This window comes from Porphyromonas sp. KLE 1280 (assembly GCF_000700805.1).
GTDB lineage: Bacteria > Bacteroidota > Bacteroidia > Bacteroidales > Porphyromonadaceae > Porphyromonas > Porphyromonas pasteri.
This window is the reverse complement of the sequence record NZ_KL362964.1, coordinates 162,785-178,780: the sequence shown is the minus strand read 5'-3', so window position 1 is coordinate 178,780 and position 15,996 is coordinate 162,785. Positions and strand designations below refer to the sequence as shown.

Here is a 15,996-nt window from a genome sequence, read left to right as displayed (position 1 = left end):
TCCCACTTATGCATATCCGTCTCACTACCCGCCTCCTTACCGCCCTCACACTCCTCACTCTCGGGGCGTGCTCCATAAGGAAATATCAGGGTCCAGATGACCAGATTTATATAGGTATCCGCAAGATCGAGGTCTCCGACCGTCCGCAGCACTCCTACGCTGAGCAGGCGATAGCTGCTGCCGAGGAGCGCCTCAACTATGCGCCCAACGGATCGGTCTTCGGTAGTAGCTCTATACGCTTCCCCTTTGCTCTCCTGAGCCCTGCTATCTACATGCACTTCTCTGCGGACTCTACGCTTGCGGGGCGCGTGATGCGTCGCCTCACGGCCAAGCCCGTCTGGATGCGAGACGTCAGCCCCAGCCTGCGTGCCAAGGTCGCCCAGCAGACACTCCGTGAGCACGGCTACCTCCGCGCTACGACCAGCTCCGAGATCATCCCCGCCACCGCAGACTCTATGCAGGCTCGTGTGGACTACAAGATGCAGCTGGGTCCGCTCTTCCTCTTAGACAGCGTGCAGTACTTTCCTCGTGTCTACATCCGCCCTGGGAGATACTTCTACCATCACCGCCTCAGTGCCCTGCAGAAGGGACGCCCCTTCTCCATCGCTGCACTCGAGGATGACCGCACCATCACCCGTGCCTTCCTCCGTGAGCACGGCTACTATTACCTCAAGTCTGAGCACATCGGCTACGAAGCTGATACCCTCATCACCCCACAGCGTGTGCACCTACGCACAGTACTTTCTACGAGCACGCCTCCCGAAGCACTGCGCCAGTGGCGTGTGGGGAAGATCATGCTCCGCCAGCTCCCCGAAGATCCTGAAGCCCCCACGAACCTCACCACGACGGATAGCGTAGCCCTCACCGACAGCATCGCTCTGTACTACTCGGGCCGCCCCATCGTCCACCCCGGCACGCTGAAGACCCGTGTCCGCATCCGCCCAGGCAAGCTCTACAGCAGTCTCGAGGAGGAGCGCACACTATCGGCACTCACGGGGCTCAATGCCTTCTCCTCCGTAGAATTCTACTTCACCCCTCGTAAGACCTTACCCAAGGACTCCACAGCGGTAGATAGCACAGCGATGCGTAGCACGAGCGACTCGACCGCCGTACAGCGCCCCACCTTCTCGAGCGTCGCAGACAGCATCGGCACGCTCGATCTGATGATCCTCCTCAAGAAGGACAAGCCCTGGAGCACCTACCTCGGGGCGGCCTTCATGCGTAAGTCGACGGGCTTCATCGGGCCAGGTATCTCGGCAGCTATCGAGCGAAGCAACGTCTTCGGCGGAGGAGAGAAGCTCTCCGCCAGCGTCTCTGGCTCCTATGAGTGGCAGACGGGGCGTAGCCCTGCAGACTCCTACTCGGTGTCTATCAATAGCTATCAGCTCGGTGCCGACCTCTCCCTCACCTTCCCCTCGATCCTCTTCCCTCGCCTCATCGATGCGTACTACAAGTACCCGACGTCGACGAGCTTCAAGGTCGCTCTGCAGAGTGTCAATCACGCGCGCTACTATACCCTACGCTCCCTCTCCTTCACGATGGACTACAACTTCCAGCCGTCGAGCCGATGGAGCCATCGTATCACGCCGCTCAGCCTGAACTTCACTCGGCTGACCCGCACGACGGAGCGCTTCGACCAGCTCATCCTCGCCAACCCCGCCCTTGGGCTTAGCTTGAGCAATCAGTTCATTCCCAAGATCGGCTACGGCTTCACCTATACCCACCGCGAGGACGACAGCCCACACTACATGCAGCTCTCGGGCGAAATCAGTGAGGCAGGGAATCTCGTCAATGCTACGATGAGGGCCTTCGGTCGTGAGTACAATGACACGAAGACGCTCTTCGGTGTGCCCTTCGCACAGTTCGTCAAGGCTGCCATTGACCTCCGCTACTCCTACCGCATCGACCGCAAGCAGACGCTGGCTACGCACTTCGCTACGGGAGCTATCTATCCCTATGGCAATGCCATTACGGCGCCTTATATCGAGCAGTTCTACGTCGGGGGCGCCAATAGTATCCGAGCCTTCACGGTACGAAGCCTTGGCCCAGGGAGCTACAATCCTACGACCGTCAATGCCTACTCCTTCATGGACCGCGTGGGCGAATTCAAGCTCGAGGCGAACGCAGAGTTCCGCCGTCACCTCTTCGGTAGCTGCTATGGCGCTGTCTTCCTCGATGCAGGGAATGTATGGCTCCTGCGCCCCGACTCCTCTCGTCCTGGAGCTGCACTCAGCGAAGCAGGGTCGTTGGGTAAGTTCCTCGACCAAGTCGCCGTAGGTACGGGAGCAGGTCTGCGCTATGACCTCTCGTTCCTCGTCGTGCGCTTCGATGTCGGTGTGGGTCTCCACTTCCCCTACAAGACGACACGAAGTGGCTGGTATAATATCCCCAGCTTCCGCGATGCCTTAGGCTTCCATCTGGCTATCGGCTACCCCTTCTAAGCTGCTACGGCAAAGGCACCTACCCCTCTTCCTTCCCTCATCTTCACGAAGGTGCTACCCCAGACCCATAGCGGCAAGGGGTACGAACCTATATTGGTCGCTGAGTCAACCTATATAGGTCCGCATCACGACCTATATAGCTTTGTGAAGTGACCTATATTGGGTTGTTGCTCCGCGTAGGCATAAAAGTTGTGGACGAGTGCCAGATAAGTTCGAACTACGTACGTGGCTCTAATATCTACGTACGTGGATATTTGGATTGACGTGCCTGGTCTTTAAGATTACGTACATAGATGCAGGAAAACCACTACAGGAAGGCGCTTTTTCCTTCACGAGAACGATGCTTTTTGCTCCGTTGACTAAGAGGAATACTCGCGGTAACGACGAAGCTCTATGCAGTGGCAGCGCACACCTCAAGCTATTCGGTGAGAATTAGCTAACTTTGCGCCAGTTCGGCGATGCCTCCCGCCTTGCATGAGGTAGGAACATCCCATTATTCACATCCTAAATATCATAGTGTAGATTATGACGATAGCACCTAATAAGTTCGTCGCACTCGACTACGAGCTGTACGTCGGTGATGAGAACGAGCGTATCCTGATGGAGCAGACCACCCCCGACCGTCCTCTGGAGTACATCCAGGGCATGGGCATGATGCTGCCCGCCTTCGAGAAGCAGCTCTTCGGCCTCAAGGCAGGGGACAAGTTCGACTTCGTCCTCAAGTGCGAAGATGCCTACGGTGAGCCTTCCGACGAAGCCGTCCAGGAGCTGCCCCGTGAGATCTTCGTCGACAGCGAAGGCAAGCTTGATGCTCTGGTCGTCGAAGGTGCTACGCTGCCCCTGCACACGCCCGACGGGCAGATCATCCGTGGTAGCGTCCTCGTGATCAAGGAAGAAGTCGTCGTATTCGACTTCAACCACCCCCTGGCAGGCGAAGACCTCCACTTCATCGGCGCTATCAAGGAAGTCCACGATGCTACGCCCGAGGAGATCGAGCAGTTCTTCGGCGGGCATGATGGTGGCTGCGGCTGTGGCTGCGACCACGATCACGAAGGCCACGAAGAAGGTGGTTGCGGCGGTGGCTGTGGCTGCCACTAAGCACGCGTAATCATAGAGCACGGATACCCTGAGCCTAAGGCTCGTGGGCATCCGTGCTTTGCTATATCACCCCCTTCATACGCCCATCACGATGAATACCTTCGGCAGACTCCTTCGCCTAACCTCCTTCGGTGAGTCCCACGGACCCGCCCTCGGTGGTGTGCTCGACGGCTTCCCTGCAAGCTTCACCATTGACGAAGCCGCTATCGAGGAAGCTCTACGTCGCAGACAAGGCGGACGAAGCGACCTCACTACCCCACGGCGCGAGAGCGACAAGGTACGCTTCCTCTCGGGTATCTATGAGGGGCGGACGCTGGGCACACCCATTGCCTTCGTCATCGACAACGCCGACACACGAAGCCAGGACTACTCACAGCTCAGCGACCTCTACCGCCCTGGGCATGCCGACTTCACCTATCAGGCGAAGTACGGACACCGCGACCCACGAGGTGGCGGGAGAGCCTCAGCGCGCGAGACCGTCGTGCGTGTCGTCGCAGGTGCTCTCTGTGAGCAGTGGCTACGAGCCGAAGGCGTACACATCTCCGCCTACCTCAGTCAAGTCGGTGCAGTCCGCTATGACGACAGCCACCTGTATGAGGCGATTCATCTCACCGAGGGCGATAAGGCGCTCCTGCTGAGTCGCTATGAGCAGGTCGTTCCCTGCCCCGACAAGGCGACAGCAGAGCGCATGGCAGCAGCCGTAGCCGAGGCACGCGACAAGCGCGACAGCATCGGCGGGGTCATCTCCTGCCGTGTCGATGGCCTGCCCACAGGCTTAGGCGAGCCGCTCTATGACAAGCTCTCCAGCCGCTTGGCCTCAGCGATGATGGGTATCAATGCAGCTCGAGGCTTCGAGATAGGCGATGGCTTTGCCCTCGCCTCGGAGTACGGATCAGCGGCCAACGACCCCTTTGTCCCCACCGAAGCAGGGGCTATCGGACAGCAGACCAACCACTGCGGTGGTCTCCTCGGTGGCATCAGCACAGGTGCACCACTCACCTTCCGCACGGCCTTCAAGCCCACCTCCTCCATCGGACGCGAGCAGACGACCTGTCGCACTGATGGCACCCCCACTACCCTCTCTATCACGGGGCGCCACGACCCATGCGTCGCCCTGCGTGCCGTACCCATCGTCGAGGCGATGACGGCCCTTACCCTTATGGACTTTTATCTCCTCCACCGCGCCTACTCTACTGCGGAGCGAGGATAGACAACTATACATGGCGAGCGTAGCAGCAAAGGAAAGTATCACTGGTACCATCGTGACCTACATAGGCGTTGGGATAGGCTTCCTGACGACCTTTTTCATCTTGGCCAAGTTCCTCACTCCCGAGGAGATTGGCTTGACGCGCCTTTTGCCCGAGCTGGCGACACAGCTCTCGGGGCTGGGCATGCTCGGGATGACCTATTCACTCAGTCGCTACTTCCCCTTCTTCCGCGACTCCGAGACCAACCCCTACCGCGCTGAGGACGGGCCGAACCACGGCTTCTTCTACTACGTGACGGTCGTCGGGGCGATCGGTGCCGTGCTGATGACACTCCTCTATATCCTTGCCAAGGGGCCTCTGATGTCCCTCTACAGCGACAGAAGCCCACTGCTCGCGGACTTCTACTATGCCGTGATACCGCTGACGCTCTTCACGATGGGCTGGACGATCTTCGAGCTCTACACCTATCAGCTGATGCGTGTAGCAGTACCGAAGGGCATCAAGGAGGTACTCCTGCGTGTACTACAGCTCGCTGCCTACCTGCTCTACGCCTTCGGGTACATCGACTTCACGACGATGGTCTGGGGCTTCATCGGGAGCTTCGGCGTGTGTATGCTCGCCAGCGGTGTCTACCTCGGGCAGATCACCTCGCTGAGCCTTCGCCACAACCCCAGCTACGTCTCACCCGAGATGCGCCGTGGCTTCTATCGCTATACGGCACTCTATACGCTGAGCTCGGTGGGCATCACGCTGGCGGGGCGTATGGACCTCTTCATGGTGGCCTTCATCGACCGCGGGGGGCTCTCCTCCGCTGGGGTCTATACGATGGCCTTCTATATGGTCTCGATCATCGAGATCCCGATGCGCGCCATCCTCAATGTGGCAGCTCCGAAGATCGCCGAGGCAGCGAAGCACGGCGACACGAAGCGCGTCGAGGAGGTCTACCGCCTCGTAGCCTTCTATCAGCTCCTCTCGGGGCTCTTGATCTTCGCGATGATCTGGGTGAATATCGACAACATCTTCGGTATCATGCCCAATGGCGAGCAGTTCACCGGCGGTAAGTGGATCTTCTTCTACCTCGGGCTGGCGAAGCTCGTCGAGCTGACCTTGACCTGTAGCCATACGGTCGTCAGCACCTCACGCTACTACAAGTGGAATATCTACTACACGATCAGCGTGCTCGTGATGTCATTCGTCTCCACCGTCTTCCTCATCCCAGCCTACGGCACACTCGGCGCAGCGCTGGCGATGCTCCTCACAAATATCGTGAGCTACGGCCTACAGCAGCTCCTGCTGAGTGTGAAGATGCACGTCAGCCCATTCACCAGTCGTATGCTCCTTCTGATACCGATCGCTGCCGTGGCATGGGGCATTGATGCCCTCCTCCCCACCTTCAGCTCGGTATGGATCGACCTCTTCGTTCGCTCGGCTCTCGTGGGGCTGGGTCTGCTCCTTGCGCTCCTGGCTCTGCGCATCACGCCTGAGCTGATGAGTATGCTCGAGGGCAAGCTCCCCAAGCGCCTACGCCGCTAATCCCACCGACACGTGACGAGCCTCCCGACAAGTCCCCAAGGCAAAGCGCCCCTTCGCGTGCTTCTGCTCTGCACCTCTGATGAGGGAGGCGGAGCGGCAGAGGCTTGTCGTCGCCTCCTCGATGCCCTTACGGCTGTCGGCATCGAGGTACGTATGCTCGTCGTGAATAAGGGTACGGAGGATGAGCGTATCGCCTCCGTCGCTGATACCACCTCACGACGCCTCTGGGCCAAGGCAGCCTTCCTCCTCGAGCGACTGGAGATTTACCTCCGCAACGGCCGCTCACGTCAGCACCTCTTCCGCGTCTCGACGGCACGCTGGGGCTGTGATATCGCTTCGCACCCATGGGTAAGAGAAGCTGATATCCTTCACCTGCATTGGATCAACCAAGGCTTCCTCTCCCTCACCACCCTCAAGAAGCTCGCTGCCCTCGGTAAGCCCCTCTTCTCTACCCTGCACGACCTGTGGGCTGCCACGGGCATCTGTCACCTCCCTCTGGAGCTGGGGCGCGAGGGCGCTAAGGAGTGTCCACGCTACCAAGCGGGCTGTGGCTGCTGCCCCCTGCTGGCGAGTAAGCGAGAGCACGACCTCTCACGGACAACTCTTCAGAAGAAGGCTTTCCTCGCAGAGAAGCCCTTCCGCTATATCGCCGTCAGCAGTGCCGAAGCCAAGCTCTTTGAGCGAAGCCCGCTGATGCAGCGCTACGGAGCGCCGGCTATCCTCGCCAATCCCATTGACCTCAGCCTCTTCTCTCCCGAGACAGCGGCTGCGACACCCCCACCCTTCACCCGCGAGGCTGGGCGCTACTACGTCACCATCGTCGCTGCCCGCCTCGATGATGAAGTCAAGGGGCCACACCTCCTGATGGAGATCGCTCAGCAGCTCCAGCTCCGCCATCCTGAGATCGCCGAGCGCACGACACTCCTACTCGTAGGGGGCATCCGCCGTGAAGGTTACTTCGACAGGCTCGCTCTTCCCCACATCGCCCTCGGGAGCATCCGTGACCGCGCACAGCTGGCGAGCCTCTATGCCGCCTCGGACGTACTCATCTCCACGAGCGTCTATGAGACCTTCGGGCAGACGCTCGTCGAAGCCCTATCCGTGGGCCTCCCCGCCTTGAGCTTCCGCTGCTCGGGACCCGAAGATATCATCCTCAACGGGGTCAATGGCTACCTCGTCCCCGCCTATGACACGGCAGTCTATGCCGATCGCCTCGCTGCCCTCCTTGGACGAGAGCGAGACGACGCAGGAGCTTTCTCCCCCCGCACCTGCCGCGAGAGTGCCCAGCGCTTCGGAGCACCTGCCGTAGCCTCCCGCCTTGTGGAGCTCTACCGCACGGCACTTGACCGAGGTAGCTCCGCTGAATAATCACCTATACCCTGCCTGCTACGATGCTACCACGTATATCCATCATCACGATTTGCTACAACGCTGCCAGCACGATCACCCGCACGCTCCGCAGCGTCTCGGCACAGACCTATCCAAACATCCAGTACCTCATCATCGACGGAGCTTCTAAGGACAACACGCTGGAGCTCGTCCGCGAGCTGGCTCCCGAGGCCGAGATCTATAGCGAACGTGATAAGGGGATCTATGATGCGATGAACAAGGGGCTCGACCGAGCCACGGGCGACTACGTGTGGTACGTCAATGCAGGCGATGCCCTGGCCAGCCCCACGACCGTCGAGGATCTCATCCAAGCTACCTGCACGGGCGACAGCCTCCCCGACGTACTCTACGGTGATACGCGCCTCATCGATGCCGAAGACCACGACCTCGGCCTAAGACGCCTGCGCCCCCCTCACCAGCTCGACTGGCGTAGCTTCCGCGCGGGGATGCTCGTCTGTCATCAGGCCTTCGTCGCTAAGCGAAGCATCTCACCCCACTACGATCTACACTACCGCTTCTCTGCCGACGTCGACTGGTGCATCCGTGTACTCAAAGAAGCCAAGACCACAGCCTTCTACCCCGAGCCCATAGCACTCTACCTCAACGAAGGGACGACGACAGCCAACCATCGCGCCTCGCTCATCGAGCGCTTCCACGTCATGCGCCACCACTACGGACTCGTGACGACCGTCCTGCAGCACCTGCGCTTCCTCATCGACCGCAAACGCTAAGCCTGCCTCTCCCTACTTTATCCCGCCCTCTTACCGAGGTCTGCCCCGAGGCTACACAGCCCAGCGGAGCAGACCTCTTCCTTATATAGAGAGTGTGCAGTACCGCTGATCTAAAAGGGTAAATATAGGTATAGGTTGTTGCTCCGCGTAGGGATAAAAGTTGTAGACGAGTGGCAGATAAGTTTAGGCTACATACGTGGCTCTAATATCTACGTACGTGGATATTGGGATTTACGTACCTGGTCTTTAAGACTACGTACATAGATAGAAGAATACCACTACGGGAAGGCACTTTTTCTTTCACGAGAATGACACTTTTCCCTCCGCAGGATAAGAGGAATACTCGCGATATGGCAAAGGGCTTGTGTATCACTTCGGAGAGGGATGTCGGGGAGCTGGGCGTGCAATACCTTAGCTGAATAAATAGAGGGCAAGAGACTGCGAAACAGCCTCAATACAGGGCAAGTTTGCTGAAGAATCCGCTTCACGCTGGTAGCTACTTCCTCGATAGAGCCCACCGATTTTGATGCGTAAGCCCTGCTTCCACACGGAGCCTAAAAGGCTATTAATCCCCAAAAGGTTATCTTTGTGTAGAAGCCCGTATAGCGCAAGCTGCATGGGCCCTTGTCAAATACAAACCAATTTTAGTTAGAGCAATGGCACTTTTTGATAAGTTTACTAAAAAGAATAGCGAGGCAGCGACTCTCGCACCCTCATCTGTCCTCCCTACGATCTTAGAAGCACTCTCCAAGGAAGGTTATCGCCCCGAGCGCGACAACGAGATCCGCATCGTCTATAAGAACGAAGGCATCTTCTGCTGCTTCTACTACCGTGAGGATGACCCTGAGTTCCTCCTCGTACGTGCCACGTTTGAGCGTGCAGCCTTCGATGACGTGCACGAAGCCTTCCTCTACAAGGCCTGCGCTAAGACGGACTTCGACCAGAAGGTCAGTAAGGCCTATGTCGATGAAGAGGGCGATATCGTCTTCTCGGTCGAAGCCTTCATCATGCCTGGTACGCCCATCGACCGCCTCGCGCTCCGCATGAGTGACGCTCTGGCCTCTACGGTCGCCTTCTACCATCGCGCCCTCAAGCAGCTCGTAGAAGAGTACAATAAGGAGAATGGTGACGATAGCGAGACCAACAACTCTATCGCTCCGACGACCACTCTCCCCAACTAATCACCTCCTCTCGTAGGGTCTCTCGGCAGACTACGAAGCATATCTAAGAGCAGTACTCCGACCGCATATCACGTCATCTTGACATAGGATAGCGGACATTTATGGACAAATAACCAGAAGTCGGGAGCACTGGCACGCGCTTTGCTATTCGTAAATAAATGCTAACTTTACCGCTGTAAACCCCTACAATGCGCCTCTCCACCCAGGAGAGTGAAAAGCCGCAGCGTGGGCCTAAGACAACGGATATATAGAATAATAAAGACGTACTGGACTTATGAAGACAATGAAGCTATTCCTCCTGATGGGAGTGGGGCTCCTGTCAGGTACGGCTGCCCTGGCGCAGACCGACAACAAGTACCTTGACGACGCCTACTATCGCCGCAGCGACCTCAAGAAGATCGATAAGGAAGAGCGCCGCAAGGCCGAGCTACGCCGCGCCGCCGAGAAGGCCGAGCGTGAAGCCTGGGAAAAGGAACAGGCTGCACTCATCGCCAACTACAAGAAGAAGCAGGCCGATCGTGAGATCGATGCATACAATGGGCACCTCTCCCTGCCCGAAGACACCATCACGCTGACCCGCAGCGAGCTGGGCCGTCTGCTCAAGGAGCAGCGCCAGAAGGATGGTGGTGCAGAGGTCTACGGCCCCTACTCCTCTCGTCTCAGCCGCTTCTACGGAGATGGCTCGATGACGATCCAGGGAGCCCGTCGCGTCTACATCGACGCAGACCCTTGGTATAGCGATATCGACTACCGCTATGCGGGACCCGATGTCTATGTACGTGTAGGCAGCAGCGACCCCTTCTGGGGAAGTCGCTTCGGCTGGGGTGCCAGCTGGGGCTGGGGCTCATGGTATGATCCCTTCTACAGCTCCTCTTACTACTACGGCTATCCCCGCTACTACGGTAGCTGGTATGGGGGCTACTACGATCCCTACTACTATGGCTACACCCGTGGCTACTATGGTGGGTATTACGGCTCTCGCTATGGAGGCTGGTATGACGGCTACTACGGTGGCTATTATCCTGGCTACTACTATGGCTATGCCGCAGGGGCTGCTACGCGTGCCTACAACGAGCACTACTACAACAATCCCTACTCGCACGGGGCTCGCTCGACGACTCGCCGCTCAAGTGGCTACTCAGCCTACTCCAGCGTACGCGATCAGGGCTACATCGGGCCACAGCGCTCCTACGATCAGGGTAGTATGTCACAGCAGAGTCGAACGATCTACAGCGACTATCCCCGCACGCAGCAGAGCCGCCCTGTACAGCAGCAGCGTAGCTACGACAGCTATCCTCAGCGCAGCTATGACCAGGGCTCTTCAAACTCGACGAACAACTCCAACTCTGGAGGTGGCGGTGGCTACACGGCTCCCCCACGCCGTCGCTAAGACTTGCCCTAAGGGTATATCGTTTACTCCACCTTTATTAGATTGGATAACTCATGAACATCAAGCATAAGATCTTAGGCGTAGTGGCACTGAGCCTCCTACCTCTATCACTGAGTGCACAGAGTGAGATGGAGGCCTTCCGCCTTGGCTCTCCTCATGAGCCTGTAGGATCAGCACGCTATGCTGCCCTCTCGGGCGCTATGGGTGCCGTGGGCTCTGACGTCTCCTCTCTCGCACGCAACCCTGCGGGGATCTCCCTCTTCCGTGGGAACAACCGTCTCTCGCTGACCCTCGGTGGTGGCTTCGGCGCCGACCGTGGTGTCTGGTACGGCACATCAACCTCTCAGGACATGAAGGGGAAGTTCCTCTTTGAGGAGTTCGCCTATCAGGCTGGGACGAATAGAGCCTCACGTGGCCCCGTGTCCTTCGCCTTCAGCATCCGCAATGCAGGACGCTTCGACCGCGAGCTCCACGCTTCGGCCACGCTGCCTCAGAGTGCGAACTTCTCCTCACTGGCAGACTTTTCTGCTGCGCGTACGAACAACGCTCGCTACGACAACCAGCGATCCCCTAACGTCGATAGATACTTCGAGAAGAGCTACATCACCACGACTGCAGCCTTTAAGAACGACTATATACCCTGGATGTCTATCCTCGGTGCTGGCGCAGGATGGATCGATATCGACAATGGCAGCAGAAGCTATCGCTCGGCTTATATGTATAGCACCGCTCCCGATGGGACGCCCTATCCACAGCCCAGCATCGGCCTACCCGACAACGCTAACCTCGTACTACGCGAGAAGGGGAATATCACCGACTACGATATCGCCCTCGGCTTCGAGGCTAACGATGCCCTGCACTTCGGGGCAGCCCTCACCCTCTCCTCGCTGGACTATGAGATGGCTTCGTACTACCACGAGGCGTTCCGTGGCAACAACTACCTGAAGCTGCAAAACACTAAGAGTGTATCAGGCTTCGGAGGTAGCGTCGGCTTCGGACTGCTCTACGAGCCTGTCGAAGGGCTGCGCCTCGGTGCTTCGCTCTATACGCCCACCTTCTACTCGATGAAGATGGACTTCCAGGCAGGTAGCCTCGGCAGGTATAACAACAAGGCCAACGAGGTCGTCACGCCTAAGAGTGCAGCTAACTCCTACGCCCTGCGTGGCAACTGGCGCTTCGGACTCAGTGGTGCTTACTTCATCGGTCGTCATGGCTTCATCAGTGCTGACTATGACTATACGAGTGGTTCTCTGCGCCTCAGCAACAGCACCTATGACGAATATGATGGCAGTGAGATTGGCTTCGAGGAAGACAACGCTCGCCTGAAGACGAACTTTGGTGGAGTCCACACCGTCCGACTCGGTGCCGAAGCTATGCTTAGCGACCGCATCGCCCTGCGTGCCGGTTATCGCTACTCCTCTTCGCCCGTCAAGAACGCTCGTCTCAAGGGTGACATGGCATCGACCGAAGTACTCGTATCGGGTTCTGCGGTACACTACACCCTCCCCGACAGCCAGAATAGCTACTCGCTCGGTGCAGGCTTCCGCATCACCCCCAGCCTCTCGCTGGATCTGGCGTACGTCTACTCCGACACCAAGGCTCGCACCTTCGCCTTCCCCTACGTCAACGACTACGGCCCCTACCTCAATGCTTCGGATGCTGACATCCGTGCAGGTAAGGTCAAGCCCGATGAACTCGTAGGTATGCAAGCTATCAAGGAGACGAACCAGCGTCATAAGGCAGTAGCTACCCTCTCTATCCGATTCTAAGGAACCAACCTGGGGCAGGTGTCTCGGCACCTGCCCCGCATATTGATATCAAAATCTCCATTACACACATCGCATGAACAACTCTCGATTCCCCTTCCAGGACGAACCACTCAGCTCATCACGCGTCGCTTATGACTTCCCTGCACTCGTGCGTCAGTCTGTCGTACGTGCCTTCGTATGGATGACCCTCGGTCTGGCTATCACGGGGCTTACTGCTCTCTTCGTCGCCGACTCCACCCTTCTGGATTTCCTATTTGAGCACCAAGGGCTCTTCTGGGGTCTCTGCATCGGTGAGCTTGCTCTGGTATGGTACCTCTCACGTAGCATCATGAAGCTCTCTATCCCAGTAGCGACGGGGGCCTTCGTATTCTACTCCGTACTCAGTGGCGTCACGCTAAGCCCTATCTTCATCGTCTACACGGGTGCTTCTATTGCCTCGACCTTCTTCATCACAGCGGCGACCTTCGGTGTGATGGCAGCCTTCGGTTACTTCACGAAGCGCGATCTCTCGAAGATGGGTAGCTACCTCTATATGGCGCTCATCGGGCTGATCATCGCTACCGTAGTAAACCTCTTCCTCCAGAGCGATACGCTGATGTGGATCATCAGCTACGTCGGTGTGCTCGTCTTCGTCGGCATCACGGCCTACGATACGCAGATGATCAAGTCACTGGTCGCGGAGTCTATCGGCGATGAAGAGCGTACGAAGAAGATTGCCCTTCTCGGTGCACTCCACCTGTACCTCGACTTCATCAACCTCTTCCTCTACCTGCTCCGCATCCTCGGCAGACGCAACTAAGATCTCGCCGAGATCACGATATAGAGGGTGGGCTCCCAGACGGGTAGCTCACCCTTTTTTTATACCTTTATCTAACGATAACAGTGCAGTAGCACTGATCCTCCTACATTGTCGATCCATCTATGAAGGGAATAGTCTTAGCCGGGGGTGCAGGCACGCGCCTCTATCCCATCACCAAGGGCGTGAGCAAGCAGCTCCTGCCTATCTATGATAAGCCCATGGTCTACTACCCTATCTCGGTGCTCATGCTCGCTGGGATACGGGATATCCTCATCATATCTACCCCCGAAGACCTACCCGCCTTCCGTCGCCTCCTCGGCGATGGTAGCGACTATGGCGTACACTTCTCCTATGCAGAGCAGCCTCGCCCCGAGGGACTGGCGCAGGCCTTCCTCATCGGCAAGGACTTCATCGGCGACGACTCCGTATGCCTCGTACTCGGCGACAATATCTTCTACGGCATGTCCTTCACGCAGACCCTGCGTCAGGCTGTCGAGGATGCCGAGGAGCGCAATGAGGCTACCGTCTTCGGCTACTGGGTCAGCGACCCTGAGCGCTACGGCGTGGCGGAGTTCGCTCCTGACGGCCGCTGTATCTCTATCGAGGAGAAGCCCAAGGAACCCAAGAGCAACTACGCTGTCGTGGGGCTGTACTTCTACCCGAACTCCGTCGTCGAGGTCGCCGAAGGTGTACGTCCCTCTGCACGTGGCGAGCTGGAGATCACGAGTGTGAACCAAGAGTTCCTCCACCGTGAGCAGCTCCTTATGCAGACCCTTGGCCGTGGCTTCGCATGGCTCGATACCGGTACACACGACTCACTCTCTGAGGCTTCGACCTTCGTCGAGGTCATCGAGAAGCGTCAGGGGCTGAAGATTGCTTGCCTCGAGGAGATCGCTTACCGTGCTGGTTGGCTCACTCGTGAGGCACTCATCGAGCTCGCTGCTCCTATGGCTAAGAACCAGTACGGGCAATACCTACTGCGTATAGCAGACATGAAGTAATCCCCATCCGCCTCACCTCTCCATGCAGATCATCCCTACCTCGATCCCCGAGGTCGTCATCATCGAGCCGCACATCTTCCGTGATGGGCGGGGCTACTTCTTCGAATCCTTCAGTGAGCAGCGCTTTGCCGAGCTCGTCACTCCTACGCACTTCGTCCAAGACAACGAGAGCCGCTCCAGCTATGGCGTGGTACGTGGCCTGCACTTCCAGCTCCCACATCACGCACAGGCTAAGCTCGTGCGTGTCGTCCGTGGACGGGTACTTGATGTAGCCGTCGACGTGCGCGCCGGCTCACCGACCTTCGGGAAGCACGTCGCTGTCGAGCTCTCGGAGGACAATCATCGGATGCTCTTCCTGCCTCGTGGTTTCGCACACGGCTTCAGCGTCCTCAGCGATGAGGCCGTCTTCCAGTACAAGTGCGACAACTACTACGCACCCGATGCTGAGGGAGCTATCGCATGGGATGACCCCGCACTCGGCATCGACTGGCAGCTGCCCGCCGAAGCCATCTGTCTATCCGAGAAGGATAGCAAGCACCCCCGCCTCGCCGAAGCGCCACAGCTCTTCGACTACAGCCCGACCAGCCGCCTATGAAGATCCTCGTCCTCGGAGCCTCTGGCCAGCTCGGGCGCTGCATTGAGCACGTCGCTCAGGGTGCTACCGACCACTATCACTTCGCTACGAGAGAGACGCTGGACCTCTCCGACACCTCGGCTATCGAGCAGTTCGCTACCCGTGAGGGCATCGAAGTCATCATCAACTGTGCGGCCTACACCGCCGTCGACCGTGCCGAAGACGAGCCCAAGCAGGCGGACGAAGTCAACCACCTTGCCGTAGCACGCCTCTCGGAGCTCACCGAGCGCCTCGGCATCTTCCTCATCCATATCTCCACCGACTACGTCTTCTCTGGGCGCAGCTCTATGCCCTACACGGAGGACATGCCCACGGAGCCTATCGGCGTCTACGGGCAGACGAAGCGCCGTGGCGAAGAGGCAATACAGCGTCTCACACCCCGCCACATCATCCTGCGCACCTCATGGCTCTACGCTCCCTATGGGGCAAACTTCATGAAGACCATGCTTCGCCTCGGCAAGGAGCGCCCCGAGATGCGCGTCGTCTTCGACCAAGTCGGCACCCCAACCTCGGCACTTGATCTGGCACGCTGCATCGTGGGGATCATTGAGCACAGACAGCTCGATAAGACTGGGCTCTACCACTTCTCCAATGAAGGCGTGTGCTCTTGGTACGACTTCGCCGAAGCCATCTTCCGCCTCTCGGGCTACGACACGCAGCTCCACCCCATACGCAGCAGCGAGTACCCGACACGTGCGGAGCGCCCCCATTACTCTGTCCTCGACAAGGCACGTGTGCGCGAAGCCTTCGGCATCACCATCCCCCACTGGCGCACCGCGCTGGAGGAATGCCTGCAGCTCACCGCCTCACTCCCCGAATAAT

At 58.2% G+C, this 15,996-nt stretch carries 13 protein-coding genes; all 13 read left to right on the top strand.

The window, feature by feature from the left end:
• The first annotated feature begins 8 nt into the window (after positions 1-8).
• The 13 genes from HMPREF1121_RS06005 (at position 9) to rfbD (ending at position 15,995) form a co-directional block, all read left to right on the top strand.
• On the top strand, positions 9-2,441 hold the full coding sequence (locus HMPREF1121_RS06005; RefSeq protein ID WP_044115328.1) for a translocation and assembly module lipoprotein TamL: 2,433 nt from the start codon (positions 9-11) through the stop codon (positions 2,439-2,441).
• A gap of 525 nt (positions 2,442-2,966) precedes the next feature.
• Positions 2,967-3,539: an FKBP-type peptidyl-prolyl cis-trans isomerase gene (locus tag HMPREF1121_RS06000; protein ID WP_044115327.1), complete on the top strand. Its 573-nt coding sequence runs from the start codon at positions 2,967-2,969 to the stop codon at positions 3,537-3,539.
• A gap of 91 nt (positions 3,540-3,630) precedes the next feature.
• Positions 3,631-4,749: a chorismate synthase gene (aroC, locus tag HMPREF1121_RS05995; RefSeq protein WP_044115325.1), complete on the top strand. Its 1,119-nt coding sequence runs from the start codon at positions 3,631-3,633 to the stop codon at positions 4,747-4,749.
• A gap of 10 nt (positions 4,750-4,759) precedes the next feature.
• On the top strand, positions 4,760-6,280 hold the full coding sequence (locus HMPREF1121_RS05990; RefSeq protein ID WP_044115324.1) for a lipopolysaccharide biosynthesis protein: 1,521 nt from the start codon (positions 4,760-4,762) through the stop codon (positions 6,278-6,280).
• Between the two features lie 57 nt (positions 6,281-6,337).
• The gene (locus HMPREF1121_RS05985; protein ID WP_232223747.1) at positions 6,338-7,648 is read left to right on the top strand and encodes a glycosyltransferase; all 1,311 of its coding nucleotides are present in this window, start codon (positions 6,338-6,340) and stop codon (positions 7,646-7,648) included.
• 23 nt (positions 7,649-7,671) lie between these two features.
• The gene (locus HMPREF1121_RS05980) at positions 7,672-8,400 is read left to right on the top strand and encodes a glycosyltransferase family 2 protein (protein WP_044115322.1); all 729 of its coding nucleotides are present in this window, start codon (positions 7,672-7,674) and stop codon (positions 8,398-8,400) included.
• Positions 8,401-9,056: 656 nt separating this feature from the next.
• A complete protein-coding gene (locus tag HMPREF1121_RS05975; RefSeq protein ID WP_009433564.1) occupies positions 9,057-9,581 on the top strand; it encodes a hypothetical protein in 525 nt (174 codons plus the stop codon).
• Positions 9,582-9,855: 274 nt separating this feature from the next.
• Positions 9,856-10,971 (top strand): OmpH/Skp family outer membrane protein, encoded by a 1,116-nt coding sequence (locus HMPREF1121_RS05970; protein ID WP_044115321.1) that lies wholly within the window; start codon positions 9,856-9,858, stop codon positions 10,969-10,971.
• A gap of 53 nt (positions 10,972-11,024) precedes the next feature.
• Positions 11,025-12,740, top strand: coding sequence for an OmpP1/FadL family transporter (locus HMPREF1121_RS05965; protein ID WP_044115320.1), 1,716 nt, complete (start codon positions 11,025-11,027; stop codon positions 12,738-12,740).
• 73 nt (positions 12,741-12,813) lie between these two features.
• Positions 12,814-13,539 (top strand): Bax inhibitor-1/YccA family protein, encoded by a 726-nt coding sequence (locus HMPREF1121_RS05960; protein ID WP_044115319.1) that lies wholly within the window; start codon positions 12,814-12,816, stop codon positions 13,537-13,539.
• A gap of 122 nt (positions 13,540-13,661) precedes the next feature.
• Complete coding sequence (gene rfbA, locus HMPREF1121_RS05955) at positions 13,662-14,540, top strand: glucose-1-phosphate thymidylyltransferase RfbA (protein WP_044115318.1); 879 nt, start codon at positions 13,662-13,664, stop codon at positions 14,538-14,540.
• Between the two features lie 22 nt (positions 14,541-14,562).
• A complete protein-coding gene (gene rfbC, locus HMPREF1121_RS05950; RefSeq protein ID WP_044115316.1) occupies positions 14,563-15,135 on the top strand; it encodes a dTDP-4-dehydrorhamnose 3,5-epimerase in 573 nt (190 codons plus the stop codon).
• Positions 15,132-15,995 (top strand): dTDP-4-dehydrorhamnose reductase, encoded by an 864-nt coding sequence (gene rfbD / locus HMPREF1121_RS05945; protein ID WP_044115315.1) that lies wholly within the window; start codon positions 15,132-15,134, stop codon positions 15,993-15,995. The genes rfbC and rfbD overlap by 4 nt, the downstream gene beginning before the upstream one ends.
• Position 15,996 lies beyond the last annotated feature (1 nt).